The sequence below is a fragment of the Acinetobacter sp. 778_lipA genome (assembly GCF_058242985.1).
Genome location: NZ_JBZAYT010000001.1, coordinates 2,009,147 through 2,023,391 on the forward strand (window position 1 = coordinate 2,009,147; position 14,245 = coordinate 2,023,391).

16 protein-coding genes and 1 pseudogene are annotated in these 14,245 nt (G+C 36.8%); 14 read left to right on the forward strand and 3 right to left on the reverse strand.

Annotation, left to right across the window (positions count from 1 at the left end):
* The first annotated feature begins 159 nt into the window (after positions 1–159).
* The 8 genes and pseudogenes from AC4CUY_RS09470 to AC4CUY_RS09505 all read left to right on the forward strand — a co-directional run bounded on the left by AC4CUY_RS09470 (position 160) and on the right by AC4CUY_RS09505 (position 5,837).
* On the forward strand, positions 160–651 hold the full coding sequence (locus tag AC4CUY_RS09470) for a hypothetical protein (RefSeq protein ID WP_004821426.1): 492 nt from the start codon (positions 160–162) through the stop codon (positions 649–651).
* 696 nt (positions 652–1,347) lie between these two features.
* Entirely contained in the window at positions 1,348–1,950 is a 603-nt protein-coding gene (locus AC4CUY_RS09475) for a nitroreductase family protein (protein ID WP_490774021.1), read from the forward strand.
* A 71-nt stretch (positions 1,951–2,021) separates the two neighbouring features.
* A pseudogene (locus tag AC4CUY_RS09480) lies at positions 2,022–2,141 on the forward strand (GlxA family transcriptional regulator); the annotation flags it as partial.
* Between the two features lie 312 nt (positions 2,142–2,453).
* A complete protein-coding gene (locus AC4CUY_RS09485; protein WP_004720578.1) occupies positions 2,454–2,891 on the forward strand; it encodes a DUF2946 domain-containing protein in 438 nt (145 codons plus the stop codon).
* Positions 2,892–2,981: 90 nt separating this feature from the next.
* On the forward strand, positions 2,982–3,191 hold the full coding sequence (locus tag AC4CUY_RS09490) for a hypothetical protein (RefSeq protein ID WP_336951280.1): 210 nt from the start codon (positions 2,982–2,984) through the stop codon (positions 3,189–3,191).
* Positions 3,182–4,618: a cytochrome ubiquinol oxidase subunit I gene (locus AC4CUY_RS09495; RefSeq protein ID WP_419329125.1), complete on the forward strand. Its 1,437-nt coding sequence runs from the start codon at positions 3,182–3,184 to the stop codon at positions 4,616–4,618. Before AC4CUY_RS09490 ends, AC4CUY_RS09495 begins: the two co-directional genes overlap by 10 nt.
* Positions 4,618–5,622 (forward strand): cytochrome d ubiquinol oxidase subunit II, encoded by a 1,005-nt coding sequence (gene cydB / locus AC4CUY_RS09500; protein ID WP_004821432.1) that lies wholly within the window; start codon positions 4,618–4,620, stop codon positions 5,620–5,622. The genes AC4CUY_RS09495 and cydB overlap by 1 nt, the downstream gene beginning before the upstream one ends.
* 107 nt (positions 5,623–5,729) lie before the next feature.
* A complete protein-coding gene (locus AC4CUY_RS09505) occupies positions 5,730–5,837 on the forward strand; it encodes a hypothetical protein (protein ID WP_004720571.1) in 108 nt (35 codons plus the stop codon).
* Between the two features lie 327 nt (positions 5,838–6,164).
* Here AC4CUY_RS09505 and AC4CUY_RS09510 read toward each other — a convergent pair whose 3' ends face one another.
* The 3 genes from AC4CUY_RS09510 to AC4CUY_RS09520 form a co-directional block, all read right to left on the reverse strand.
* Positions 6,165–7,403 (reverse strand): type II toxin-antitoxin system HipA family toxin, encoded by a 1,239-nt coding sequence (locus AC4CUY_RS09510; RefSeq protein ID WP_419329126.1) that lies wholly within the window; start codon positions 7,401–7,403, stop codon positions 6,165–6,167.
* A gap of 13 nt (positions 7,404–7,416) precedes the next feature.
* Entirely contained in the window at positions 7,417–7,758 is a 342-nt protein-coding gene (locus tag AC4CUY_RS09515; protein ID WP_419329127.1) for a helix-turn-helix transcriptional regulator, read from the reverse strand.
* Between the two features lie 218 nt (positions 7,759–7,976).
* Entirely contained in the window at positions 7,977–8,894 is a 918-nt protein-coding gene (locus tag AC4CUY_RS09520) for a LysR family transcriptional regulator (protein WP_105712666.1), read from the reverse strand.
* Positions 8,895–9,000: 106 nt separating this feature from the next.
* On the opposite strand from AC4CUY_RS09520, the gene AC4CUY_RS09525 reads away from it, so the two are divergent.
* The 6 genes from AC4CUY_RS09525 to AC4CUY_RS09550 all read left to right on the forward strand — a co-directional run bounded on the left by AC4CUY_RS09525 (position 9,001) and on the right by AC4CUY_RS09550 (position 14,181).
* Positions 9,001–10,239, forward strand: a complete 1,239-nt coding sequence (locus AC4CUY_RS09525; RefSeq protein WP_483769934.1) for an acyl-CoA dehydrogenase family protein — start codon at positions 9,001–9,003, stop codon at positions 10,237–10,239.
* 133 nt (positions 10,240–10,372) lie between these two features.
* Positions 10,373–11,494, forward strand: a complete 1,122-nt coding sequence (locus AC4CUY_RS09530) for a phosphotransferase family protein (protein WP_483769933.1) — start codon at positions 10,373–10,375, stop codon at positions 11,492–11,494.
* Positions 11,491–12,189, forward strand: a complete 699-nt coding sequence (locus tag AC4CUY_RS09535; protein WP_483769932.1) for a histidine phosphatase family protein — start codon at positions 11,491–11,493, stop codon at positions 12,187–12,189. Before AC4CUY_RS09530 ends, AC4CUY_RS09535 begins: the two co-directional genes overlap by 4 nt.
* Before the next feature lie 43 nt (positions 12,190–12,232).
* Entirely contained in the window at positions 12,233–12,976 is a 744-nt protein-coding gene (locus tag AC4CUY_RS09540) for an SDR family oxidoreductase (protein ID WP_483769931.1), read from the forward strand.
* Positions 12,977–13,077: 101 nt separating this feature from the next.
* Positions 13,078–13,350, forward strand: a complete 273-nt coding sequence (locus tag AC4CUY_RS09545) for a hypothetical protein (RefSeq protein ID WP_336951264.1) — start codon at positions 13,078–13,080, stop codon at positions 13,348–13,350.
* A gap of 117 nt (positions 13,351–13,467) precedes the next feature.
* Positions 13,468–14,181, forward strand: a complete 714-nt coding sequence (locus AC4CUY_RS09550) for an SGNH/GDSL hydrolase family protein (protein ID WP_490774022.1) — start codon at positions 13,468–13,470, stop codon at positions 14,179–14,181.
* Positions 14,182–14,245 lie beyond the last annotated feature (64 nt).

The window sequence follows — 14,245 nt, forward strand, 5'->3', positions numbered from 1 at the left end:
GATCGACAACAGGTGAATACTGCAATTGGCATTGAATAAACTGTCATAATTGTTAAAATGCATTTCTTTCGCTGTTTTCATGTTGTTTTTATTTTGTATTTAGGCTGCAAGATGATCAATAACGTTATAATAAACAGTATTTTAATTAAGGATTTTTTAATGTTATCAATTTATTTAACAGATGTTCAGGAAAATGTGCAGTTTAAAGATTACCCTGGTGAGCACCCTGTTAAATTTATTTTAAATTTCAAAAAGATTTTTCCAAGTGTAATGGAAATTTTACTCCCAGTACTTCCTGATGATGAAGACTTGGATAAAATGACTTGGGAATCCACAACTGAAGATTTTGAGATTTTTAAGAAACTCCTTACAGGTTGGGGCGTGATTGAGTTACGTTTACAAGCGATTAGCCAATATAAAAATAAAAATTTTGCAGATCAATTGCTTAAACAAGCTCAAGCCAAACGTAAAGAATTTGCAAAAAAGCAGCAACAATTGTCTACGGTTGAACTGGACTACTTATTTATGCATGAAACACATGCATTGATTGACGCTGAATTGGTTGAGTTAGGTGAAAAATTCTATTTACCTACTTTGCGAGATATTTGGAAAAACACTGTACCCGCCAAAGTGCTGAATGCTAATTTCTAGTCAAAAATTAGCAATAGATTGAAATGCTCAAATTCATGCATAAAAGGCAGTTTAAAACTGCCTTTTATTTTTTATTCTCTGTTTAAGTTCTTTAAATTGTAGGCCCAAGCGTATAAAACATAAAAAATAGAATAAATATTGAACTGATGATACTTAATATATTTAAAACTTTCATTTTTTAACCAATTGCGATATCTAAATTTTGAGTGGAAACATTTTTAATGCTTGGATTTTATTCGGCAGTTGTTTAAGCATGATGACAATGATTTAAATGAGGTCATTCATTTAGCAAGTCTTTATGATTTGATTTTAAATGTTGGTACTTCTTATTCAATCTTCTTTATTACGCGTTTGTACGATAAAACTTCTGATTGTGGCTAAAATTATCTCAGTCTTCGTTATGAAAGTCGAAAATAGATTCGCTATTATCCTTCATGCTTTACGATGTATACATCTCATGCTCAATTTTAACCTACAACGCAAGCCAGTTATGAAATGTCAACAGCCCCTTATATTTCTCCTAATTCACTTTTGCTTAGAAACATATGACAAAAGTAGATATTTCTAGCAAGTTTTTTTATGTTGTAATACTTTTGATTTTAATCAATTCATACTTGTTATGATTTTTTAAAATATCTTGATAATCTTTTTTAAAGTATAGGATTTCCCCGGGGATATATCCAAGGATATTCAGCAATGTCGAATAATTTTTTAGATTTAATTCATAAACGCCGTACAATTTATGCGATTGGACGTAAGGTCAAGCAATCTCCTGAGCATCTTACTGATTTGATTCAGCAAGCGATCAAGCAAAGTCCATCTTCTTTTAATTCGCAATCATCTCGTGCAGTGATCTTGTTTAATGCTGAACATGAGAAGTTCTGGAACTTTGTAAAAGTTCAACTGAAAGCTTATGCCAAAGATGAAGCGAGTGCCTTAAAAACAGAGACTAAAATGGACAGCTTTATCGCAGGCTTTGGTACCGTTCTTTTCTTTGAAGATTTAGAGGTGATCCAAAACTTACAAGAAAAATTTCCAGCTTATGCAGAAAACTTTCCGATTTGGGCTGAACACTCTACAGCAATCGCACAATTTTCAACGTGGACAGCCTTAAATAGTGACGGTATTGGTGCATCCTTACAGCACTATAATCCAATTGTCGATGAACAAGTTCATGCGGAATGGGATATACCTAAAACTTGGAAACTTCGTGCACAGTTGGTATTTGGTTCAATTGAAGCGGCGGCGGCTGAAAAGGCCTATATCGATGATGCTGTGCGTTTTAAAGTGTTTAAATAATTGTTTTATTTTCTCTAGCTTCTTGGCTTGCTCAGCCAAGAAGCTTTGGTATTGAAAAGGCTAATCAATCTATTGATCTAATTATACAAAGTGTCGGTTATCTGGACCCAATTTCAATTCGCAGATTGTTTAGAAAGAAAATCGGCTTAACACCCTTAGAATATCGTTGTAGATTCAGTCGTCGGGTATAAGCTTTTCAATTGAATTTAGCTTGAAAGTTGAGCTGGTGCTATTTACTCACTAAAAGCTGAGGCGACGATGGATGCTTTTTTAAGTTTTATTGATCATTGCTATATAACAAACAAATCATTAAAAAAGAAAACGATTTCCAAAAAAGTGCTAAAGAGGCTTTGATTTAAAATTTAAATGTACTATAGTAAAGCTAGAAAAGTTGAGTAATATGCTTGGTTTTTATGCAGTTGATTCTTTATTTCAAGTTAAAGATCTACAGTTAAAAGCAAACTTATACTTTTTTCTATCTCTCTCAATATGAGCAATCAATTGTGTTAAGAAGCAGTGGTCTGTTGCTGGCATTTGCGACAGTATTTTTACAGCTTGCGGTTTTTTTACAGCCGTTATTACCTGAGCAGTATCAAATTGCTCCGGTCTGTGAAGACATCACTCAAGCTTTATTGCGACCAACACATGCACATCTTCATCATGAGCAAGAATCTAGTTTTATTCATCACTATTTGCATTTAGATCAAGCCCAGCAAGCAAGCAGTTCAAGTCATGATCATCATGATATTAACCATCAATGTCAGTATTGTGTGGTATATGGCAATTTAGTGATGCCACCAGAAATTGGCGTAAAAGAAATCCTAGTGCGTATTCAAGTACGTTTAATGGCTTATGTTGAAAACTTTCAGCATGTCTATTTTCAATTACAACGCTTGTTTCTGATTCCTCAAGGGCGAGCCCCACCTGTAGTCTTTGCATAACACATTCACCGATCCAAAGCTTTAGCTTCTTTAAATGAAAGCTTTAAAGCCATGCGGTCGTATTTCGAATTTATTGTGTAGAGAATGATCATGATTTTTCAAAATTTCCTCGATTTACAGGAAAGCAGCCTTTGCATGCTATTTTTAGCATTGTTTAAAAATACAGCAAAAAGAAAACAACAGATTGTACTGAATGTTCAGGCGTATGCTGAGTTTGTAAAACAAAAAATGTTTATCAATGTATTCAAAATTCAATCTTTACCAACTTTACCAATGAATAAGGTGATGTCATGGATCTAGGATTAACTGCTTTAGAATTGGCGCGTATTCAGTTTGCTTTTACTGTTTCTTTTCATATTATTTTTCCTTCAATTTCTATCGGACTTGCAAGCTTTTTAGCTGTGCTTGAATGGCGCTGGCTAAAAACTCAAAACCCTGTTTACCAAGATTTATTTAAATTTTGGGTGAAAATTTTTGCTGTCGCTTTTGGTATGGGCGTGGTTTCTGGTGTGGTGATGAGTTATCAGTTTGGAACAAACTGGAGTGAATTTTCACGTGTTGCAGGCTCTGTGACAGGCCCATTATTGGCTTATGAGGTATTGAGTGCATTTTTCTTAGAAGCTGGTTTCCTAGGCATTATGCTGTTTGGTTGGGGGCGGGTAGGTCCTCGAGCGCATTTCTTTGCAACTGCTATGGTGGCAATTGGTACTTGTATTTCAATGTTCTGGATTTTATCTTCAAACAGTTGGATGCAAACACCACAAGGCTTTAGCATCGAAAATGGAATTATCGTACCGCAAGATTGGTTTGCAATTGTGTTTAACCCCTCATTTCCTTATCGTTTAGCCCATATGGCTGCTGCAGCATTCCTTGTTTCAGCCTTGCTGGTGGCTGCAACTGCTGCGTGGCATTTATTGAAAGGACGCCGTGACGCGCTAATCAAAAAATCGTTCTCAATGGCATTGTGGATGATTCTGGTCCTTGCACCATTACAGGTTCTCATCGGCGATAATCACGGTTTAAATACCTTAAAACATCAGCCTGCTAAACTTGCAGCGATTGAAGGGCATTGGGAAACCAACAAAGGTGAGGGCATGCCGCTATATCTGTTTGGTATTCCAGATATGCAAGCAGAAGAAACCAAATATGCTATTGGTATTCCAAATCTTGGTAGCTTAATCATGACCCATACGCTGGATGGTGAGGTAAAAGGCTTAAAAGAGTTTGCCCCTGAAGATCGTCCTAATTCTACCGTGGTGTTCTGGAGTTTTAGAATCATGGTTGGAATGGGCATGTTGATGATTCTCCTCGCCTTGATGGCATTGTTTCTACGCAAAGGTGGCAAGCTTTATGAAAATAAATGGTTACATCGTTTTGCTTTTGCTATGGGACCATCAGGATTTATTGCCTTGCTTGCAGGTTGGTTTACCACAGAGGTTGGTCGTCAACCGTGGGTGGTATATGGAGTGATGCGAACCAAAGATGCTTTATCTCCTGTTTCTGCGGAACAAGTCGGCCTCACTTTAATTATTTTCGTTGTGGTGTATTGCATCGTATTTGGCATCGGCATTTACTATATGTTGAAATTGATGCACAAAGGTCCACAATTTATCTACGCCACACCAGAAAGTGTAGCGCATAGTGAAGAAGCGGTTATTTTGGCCTCTAAACGCCCATTGACGAGTGTTGAAGATAGCGTTGATTCCAATGAACAGGAGCGTAAATAATGATTGATTTATCTCTGATTTGGATTGTCATTATCGCCATTGGTGTATTCATCTATGTAGTACTAGATGGTTTTGATTTAGGTATTGGGATTTTATTTCCCTTTGTTAAAGATCAACACGAACGTGATGTGATGATGAACACTGTTGCACCTGTTTGGGATGGTAATGAAACCTGGATGGTACTCGGTGGTGCAGCGTTATATGCGGCATTTCCAATGGTCTATGCGACTGTATTATCCGCGTTATATATGCCAGTTATCCTTATGGTGATTGCTTTAATTTTCCGTGGTGTGGCTTTTGAGTTTCGTTTTAAAGCCAATCGAACCAAGCATTTATGGGACAAAGCATTTATTGGTGGATCAATTCTTGCCAGCTTTTTCCAAGGGATGATTCTTGGCGCATATATCCAAGGGATCAAAGTAGAAAACCATATGTATGCAGGTGGTGGTTTAGACTGGTTATCGCCGTTTACTGTGTTTACAGGTATTGGTGTTGTTGTACTTTACGCAGCACTCGGTTGTGGATGGTTAATTTTTAAAACTGAACTTGATTTACAAGATCGTATGTATCAGTTGATGCCTAAATTAATCGTTGCTTTGTTTGTCATCTTTGGCGCAGTCAGTATTTATACCCCGATGGCACATCCTGAAATTGCAGCACGCTGGTTTAGCCAACCACAATTGATGTATTTTAGTCCTGTACCAATATTGGTGGTGCTGTTTACTTTCCTAGTACTTCGCGCATGTAAAAAGCGTTATGAACTGAGTCCATTCCTTTATACCTTGGCTTTGGTTTTCCTTGCTTATACTGGGTTTATCATCAGTTTGTGGCCTTATGTGATTCCGCCATCAGTGACTATCTGGGAAGCTGCCGCGCCACAGAGCAGTCAATTGTTTGCTTTAATTGGTGCATTGATTTTAATTCCAATTATTTTGATTTATACCGGGCTTTCGTATTGGGTGTTTCGAGACAAAGTTCGAATTGGTGATGAAGGGTATCACTAAGGTTAAACGTAGCATGTTTAGTCTTTTGGCTTGAGTGAAAAATAGCCTAAGCAAGATTAAACATGCAACATGGTAAAAATTTAAAGGTTTAAATGAGGTAAGCAAGTATGAAACTATCTCAAACGCAATGGTTTGTCGTGTTATGGCTAGGTGGATTTCTAACATTGGCGCTTATTGCTGGTTTTTTTAGAATGTTAATTCAATTAGCCTACTAAGGTTTTACTGAATAAAAAATGAGGAACTATGTTCCTCATTTTTTGTTTTTCATTAACTATTGAGATAATAGACTGAAATAAAAATATAAACCGCAGTAAAGGCAACAGTGACAATAATCGTAAAATAATAAAATAGCCTAAGCACAATTATAGGAATGCAATCTGATATTATCTTTTATAATGACATAAAAAGTACTTTATCTAATTTAAACTGGATTTTATGTCATGTTTGGATTATTTTCTGGCAAAGATTGATGACTAAACTCCGGCACACCCTAGCCAATGATTTTCATGATGCATAGTATAAATGGCTGGCATTGTTGAACTTTAGTTTTTGAGGATATCTAGATAGAAATAGGATTCTAATTGGCGAATTTCTGTAGGCTTAAGACCCGCATCTAACAGGTATTTTCCTCTATTTTCGAGAACATCACGGACATCCTTAATACATTCTCTAGCTTGATCCAGGTTTAGTCCAAAGGCATTGCTACGACTGATAAGATTGTCATAGCTTCCAAACCGTCCATCATTGCCTAAAACCAGAGCATGTTCATTTGGAAATGAGCTTGGCATACCATGAGGTAAAACATCAAAAAGCGGGCTTAAAGCATAATGTTGCTTTTTCATGTCATACATTAAAAAACCATGATTTTTTAAATGATCGTCAGTATTGCTAATCATGACATTCAGCACCATACGCTTATAGAGTTCTTTTTGATTGCTGATAGCGTCAAAACAAATCTGACTACAGACTTTGGCAATACTCATATAGGACATTTTAGGATCTCCTATACGAATTTTCTGAATATTGAGCAAACTATTGGCACTTATATAGTGTTTTTTACGTTCAGGGCAGTTTCGATCAAAGCGTTCAACTAAGAGAATAGGGCGGCCCGCACATTCTGTTAGTTCGGCATTACATGTATTGAGCCCCATGTCTCGTGCCATATTCAGTGAAGCATATTCAACTTTACAGGTATCAAACAAATCATCACTTTTATTAAATTTAGCAATCCATTCTTTATTTTTATACATCACAAGGGTTTTGGGTCTGGCTCCGCCCATTGAAGCCCCGTTATATAACAGCTTATTTAATTCGAGTTGCTCAAGTTTCATCTCAAACGGATCTCGTTTTTTTTCGATAAGTTCAGTAATTTGTATGAAGGTTTCTAATTCTGCATATTGGATGATATTTGAATTGTTTTTTATATGCGATTTAGACAAGCTTCCAACAATACAGCCGACTGAATTTCCTTGTGAAGCGAGTAACCATTCCAATTGATTTAATGGTGTTCTACGGTGTAAGGCATTGGTTAAGCGTTTACCCCAATTGTCTGGTGTTGCATCTGCAAGTACACCAAAACCATCTTTAGAAATAGTTTCATATGGTTTGTTATCAGACTGAAAGCTTAGATTAAGTGGATCTAAAGGGAAGGCATCTACACGTTGTAAGTATGATTGACCATAAAGAAAGCGATAAATCGGCTTTTCATAAGAAAAGTGCGCAGCAATTGTTGGCTGGGAGCCTGTATCTATGAAAACATAACATCCTTTAACTTCATCCATGTTCATTTACCTATCAGAAATCATCACTAATCACAGACTGTTTTTTTAATCTTGCACGTACTGAACTATTACGATTTTCGAGTGCTAAGCCAACTTCATCCAACTCAGGATTCGCAAGTGAGCCTAGGGTATGTTCAAGGCCAAAGATTACTAAAACTGAAATCACATTTTTTAGGCTGATACTTGGATCACCTTTTTCCATACGTGAGATTGTTCGGTTATCTACATGAATGCGATTGGCCAAATCATGAATGGTCATATTACGTCGAAGTCGGGCTTTTTTGATATTCGTCCCAATTTGAGTCAACATGTCTTCCACACCATCAAGCATAAAATTATGCGCCGAAGTTCTCATAGCAACATCATCCAAAACATGACATAAAATGTATATTATCATGGTTAAGGTGGATTTTATGTCTTATTTTTATAATTTGAATTCAATGTATGAAATGTCGAATGGAATAGATAAGTGGCTTAATTTCACCTACTAGAATGAAGAAAATCATTAGAAATAGGGATGATTGTACGTGTGCGGCTTAACCGCATGCTAAATCCAATCGTTTATAAAATAGCCTAAGCAAAAATTTTAGAAATTTCTTCTCTTAAATAAATATGCCTAGAATTTTCATTTAGCGCACCGTGCCAATAAATTCCCATATTTAATACAGGTAGATCAATAGGATGCTCAAAAATATTGATACTTTGATCAACTTGTAAATGTGCCAGTATCTGCTTTGGGATGGTTAACATCGCATCAGGGTATTGTGCTAAAACTTGCAGGGCAGTTGAATAATGCTGACAACGCATAAAAATCTGACGACGAAATTGCGCTTGATTTAAATATATGTCCTCTAAAAGCAAACCAGTACGGCGTGAAGAAACACCGATATGAGGTGATGCAAAATACAGTTCAGAATTGATATTTGTATGCTGAGAACAAATCACAAAATGATCTTGAACCAAATTTTGATAATTAATTTTATCACCATAATTTTGTTCTAGATCAATGACAAAATCGACTTGTTGAGCAGCTAAATCAGCAATTACATTCTTGCGGTCAAGCTTGGTACTTAGAAACTGAATGGTTAAATTCAATTTTTGGAAATGGTGAATCAATTTGGGAAAAATAATCGGTTCAATTTCATCATGTATTGCAATGCGTAAGGTTTGTACTGAACTGGGATCAAACTGTTGTTTTTGTTTGGAGATATTTTGAAAAGCAAATAAAGCATTTTGTACAGATGGATAAATCTGTTCAGCAAAAGGTGTCGGCAGCATTTTACTCCCAGCGCGAACAAATAAATCATCTTGCAAATGCTGCCTAAGTCTTTGTAAAGCATGACTCGCAGCAGACTGAGTAATGCATAAAATCTTTGCCGCTTTTGAAATATTTCTTTGCTCATAAATGGTGATAAAAAGTGGGTATAAATTAATATCAATATGATTGAAAATCGACATATCAAGATTGGTTTTATTATGAATCATATTCATAGTGAGGTATTGAATTAAATCATTTGGTTCATAATAGGTTTTCAGCTAAGGTAAAGTAAAGAGACACTATTCAAATATTTATCCATATATTTACAGGAAGATAAGCATGTTTGAACTTTCAGCACGTGCGCAAGAATTTGTAGAACGTACCAAAGCCTTTATTAAAAATGAAATTGAACCTGTAGAAGCTGATTTTTGGAATGAAGTCCATCATCTTAATCAAGGTGGTGATTGGACAAAATGGCAATGGCCAGCACAACTTGAAGTCCTGAAAAATAAAGCAAAAGCTGCTGGACTTTGGAACATGTTTCTACCAGATCCAGTATGGGGTGCAGGTTTATCTGTACAGGAATATGCCCATATTGCAGAACTGTCAGGCCGTAGTTTAATCGCACCCACAGTATTTAATTGTAATGCTCCAGATAGTGGCAATATGGAAGTGCTATGGCGTTATGGTTCAGATCAACAAAAACAACAATGGCTTAAGCCGTTATTAGAAGGAAAAATCCGTTCAGTATTTTGTATGACTGAACCAGCAGTTGCTTCATCGGACGCAACCAATATGCAGGCAACTGCAGTGGTAGATGGTGATGAAATTGTATTGAATGGTCGTAAATGGTGGTCTTCAGGTTTGGGAGATCCAAATGCGAAAATTATTATCTTTATGGCGCATACACCTGATGAAAGCAAAGATCGTCATCATCAACATTCCATGGTTTTAGTGCCTGTGGATATTCAAGGTGTGACCATTGAACGTATGTTACCCGTGTTTGGTGATTATGATGCGCCACATGGGCACGGCGAAATTAGTTTTAATCAAGTTCGTGTACCTGTAAGTAATTTTATTGGTGGTGCTGGACAAGGGTTTGAAATTGCACAAGGGCGTCTAGGTCCGGGTCGTATTCATCATTGTATGCGATGCATTGGTGCTGCTGAAAAAGCATTAGAATTAATGATTGATCGAGGAATGAGTCGAACTGCTTTTGGTAAAGAAGTGCTTAAATTAGGTGGAAATTTAGAACGTGTGGCAGATGCTCGTGTTGCGATTGATCAAGCACGACTGTTAACCCTGTATGCGGCGTATAAAATGGATACTCAAGGGACTATGGCTGCGCTTACCGAGATTTCAGCCATTAAAGTTGTTGCACCTTCAGTTCTTGAAAAAGTAGTTGATATGGCCATTCAAATTCATGGTGGCATGGGCGTATCACGAGATACACCTTTAACAGGATTCTTTGCTCAAGCCCGCAGTTTACGTTTAGCGGATGGCCCAGATGAAGTGCATAAAGGGATGATTGCAAAATTAGAATTAAAAAAACGAGGTTATGGCTCGCGTAAAAAATAACAATTTGCTGATAAAAAATAACTGCTTTATGTTAGAGGTGTTATATATAAAGTAGTGAGCAAATGAAGTTTTTAGTTAAAAGTATCATTCTTTATAGATGTATGGTTTAAAACATAAGATTCAGGGAAATAATATGTCAGTCATTGATATTGGTGGAAGTATACGTGAAGGAGAGGAGCTGGACATTCGTGCTGTCGGAAATTGGCTCATTGAAAATGGATCTGAAATTTCAGGCAATGTAGAAGTAACTCAATATTCTGGCGGAGCTTCAAACTGGACCTATCGTTTAAAATATGACAATGCTGATTTAATTTTACGTCGTCCACCCAAAGGGACAAAGGCGAAATCTGCACATGATATGGCGCGTGAATATCATGTACAAAAATGGCTTGCACCATACTACCCAGTTCTTCCTGAAATGGTCGCGCTGTGTCAGGATGAATCCGTAATCGGTTGTGACTTCTATGTGATGAAACGCATTGAAGGGATTATTCCACGTGCCAAACTGCCCCCTGAACTGAATTTTACTCAACAGCAAGTGCATGAATTGTGTATTAATGTCTTGGACAAGCTGATTGAATTACATCAAGTTCCATATCAAGGCACCGAACTAGAAAAACTTGGAAAAGGTGATGGGTATTGCCGTCGTCAGGTTGAAGGTTGGGATGCACGTTATGAAAAGGCGCACACCATCAATGTGCCGAGTTTTAAATTTGTACGTAAATGGCTTAATGAAAATATTCCTGCTGACTCAAACACGTGTTTGATTCACAATGATTGGCGTTTTGATAATGTCATTCTTGACCCTAAAAACCCAACCCAAGTGATTGGTGTATTGGATTGGGAAATGGCAACCATTGGTGATCCTCTCATGGATTTAGGTTCTGCTTTGGCCTATTGGGTGGAAGATACAGACAATCAAATTTTTAAATCAACCCGTCGCCAGCCTACACATTTAAAAGGGATGCTTACCCGTAAAGAAGTGGTTGAATATTATTTAGAAAAAACCGGATTAAAACCCGATAATTGGGCATTCTACGAAGTATTTGGTATTTTCCGTTTAGCTGTAATCGCACAGCAAATTTATTATCGTTACTATCATAAACAAACAGATAATCCTGCTTTTAAAGATTTTTGGATTGTGATTCATGCCTTACATATTCGTGCCTTAAAGCTCATCGGTTTACAAAAAATTGAAGCCAATGAAGTTGCACGGAAATATCTTGAAAAATTTAAGGAAATTTTAGGAAAATGACCACAATCTACCTCGTTCGTCATGGACAAGCATCATTTGGTGCAGAGAGTTATGACAAGCTTTCACCCAATGGCGAGTTACAAGCCAAACTATTGGGGCAATATCTCGATAAAATTTTGAAAGAAGAGCCTTGTGTGGTTGCAGGTTCAATGTTACGCCATCAGCAAACAGCAAGTTTTGCTTTGGCTGAAAGTTTTTCTGATGCTCAAATTGTGACGGACCATCATTGGAATGAATTTAACCATCAACAAGTTTTTGCTCAATATGATCCGCGTTTTAATCAACCGCATCTACTTAAACAGGATGTTGCCAAAGAAAAAAGTCCACGTGCCTATTTGGCAAAAATTTTTGAAGGGGCAATTGACCGTTGGACTGGTGGTGAATATCACCATGAGTATGACGAATCTTGGCCAGATTTTAAAAACCGTGTAGAAACGGCCTTACAGAATTTATGTGATGAGCTGGTAAAAACCAACCCTCGCTATGCAATTGTATTTACTTCTGGCGGTGTTATTTCAGTTGTTGCAGGAAAACTCTTGGAGTTAAGCGCCAATAAAACCTTTGCATTGAATTGGGCAATTGCCAATACCAGTTTAACCACATTACGACTGGTGGGAAATGAACCGCAATTATTGAGCTTGAATGAACATCATTTTATTAAGGCTGAAGATCCGCAACTATTGACGTGGATTTAAAGTCGCACTTTAAGAAATATAAAAACAGTTTAAGGAATTTGTCATGGTAAAAACAATTTTAATCACAGGCGCAAGTTCTGGAATCGGTGCAGGAATGGCACGAGAATTTGCGCAAAAAGGTTATAACTTAGCCGTCTGTGCGCGTCGTTTAGAGCGTTTAGAAAGCTTAAAACAAGAGTTGGAGTCTAAATATGGTATCAAAGTGATTGCCAAAACTTTAGATGTGACTAACTATGAGCAAGTTTTTCAAGTCTTTCGAGCATTTAAGCAGGACTTTGGTAAGCTTGATCGTATTATCGTCAATGCAGGTGTTGGTGATGGTCGTCGTATTGGCAATGGTAAATTTGAGATTAACCGTGCAACTGTAGAAACCAATTTTATTTCTGCATTGGCACAGTGTGAAGCTGCTGTTGAAATATTCCGTGAGCAAAAGTTTGGTCATCTGGTTGTGATTTCTTCTATGAGTGCACTTCGTGGTATGCCTAAACACTTGACCGCGTATGGCGCAAGTAAAGCGGGTGTAGCTGCTTTAGCGGAGGGGATACGTGCTGAGTTAATTGACACGAAAATTAAAGTTTCTACGATTTTCCCTGGTTATATTCGTACTGAAATTAATGAAGGGGCAAAAAAACTGCCATTTGAGGTCGATGTTGAAACAGGTTCTTATTTATTGGTTAAAGCAATTGAAAAACAACCTGTTAAAGCTTATGTACCACAATGGCCTTGGTTACCGATAGGACTAGCCATGAAAATATTGCCATTAAAAATTGTGAATAAACTCGGTTGAGCTTTATTTAGTTTTAAAAGACCCAGTAAGGGTCTTTTTTATTGCAATGCATAGATAAAGCTTTAAAATCTAACTGGATAAAAAATAATGAGAATTTTAACATGTTTATCGTCGTGGGTTTTTTCCTAACCAGCTTTTTAGTTTTTCTTGCGCGTATCTTGTATCTCTTCTTTTTTGAAAAGCACTGTGAAATTCAACAATGCCTGATGCAAATCGATGATATTCAAAAGTTAATGTATCTTGGTATTATTTTAATCGGGACCTATAATGCCTATTTGATGAGCAAAAGCAGAAAGTATGCGGTTTTAGTTTTTGAATTTATTGGTACATTCATATTTGCTTTTGCCTTAAATTTTGTTGATTTAGCCCAATAGCGACTTGACCATACAATTAAGTAAAATCGACATTGAACTTTATGATTTTAATATTGCGACAAGCTATATTCGACTCTGACTGATTTTGAGATAGCTTTGTTGGATTGGTATTCAAATATGCTTTTAAAAATTTCTACCATTGTTCTCGTTCCCGCATTAATCCTTCAAGGTTATCGCGTCAAGAAAAATACACCCCGATTAGCTGAACCTCAAGGATTGCGAAAAGGTGTTATAGGACAAGGAAAAGCACTATCTATTTTAATTTTGGGTGACTCTGCTGCCGCAGGTGTGGGGGTTGAAGATCAACGTGAAGCCTTATTGGGGTGTTTACTCGATGAATTAACCTCTAATTTTGAAGTCACTTATCAATTAGAAGCAAAAACAGGGGATAGCACCTTAGAAATTTTGCAAAGAACCAAGCAATTAGACAATCAGCAGTTTGATGTTGTGATTACATCGGTTGGAGTAAACGATATCACAAAACTTATTTCACCACAAAAATGGATTCAGCAACAAAGGGGGCTTTATACAGAAATTGAAGCTAAGTTTTTACCAAAGATGATTTTAGTCACGGGTGTTCCCCCAATGAATCTGTTTCCAGCATTACCAAATCCACTGGGATGGCTGTTTGGACAGTATTCGAGTGCAATGAATCAGAAGTTAGCCCAATTCATCGAAAATAAAATCAATTATCAATTGATTCGTTTTGATTTAGCCCATTTTAAAACTTTAAATTTACAAATGGCACGTGATGGTTTTCATCCGAGTCAGGAAATTTATCAAATTTGGGCAAAACAAATTTCACAGTGTATTTTTAGCAAATTCATGTGATAAAATTAATCAAATTCAAAAAGAACATAAAATATGAATTATTACGCGAAAACTCTCTATTAGG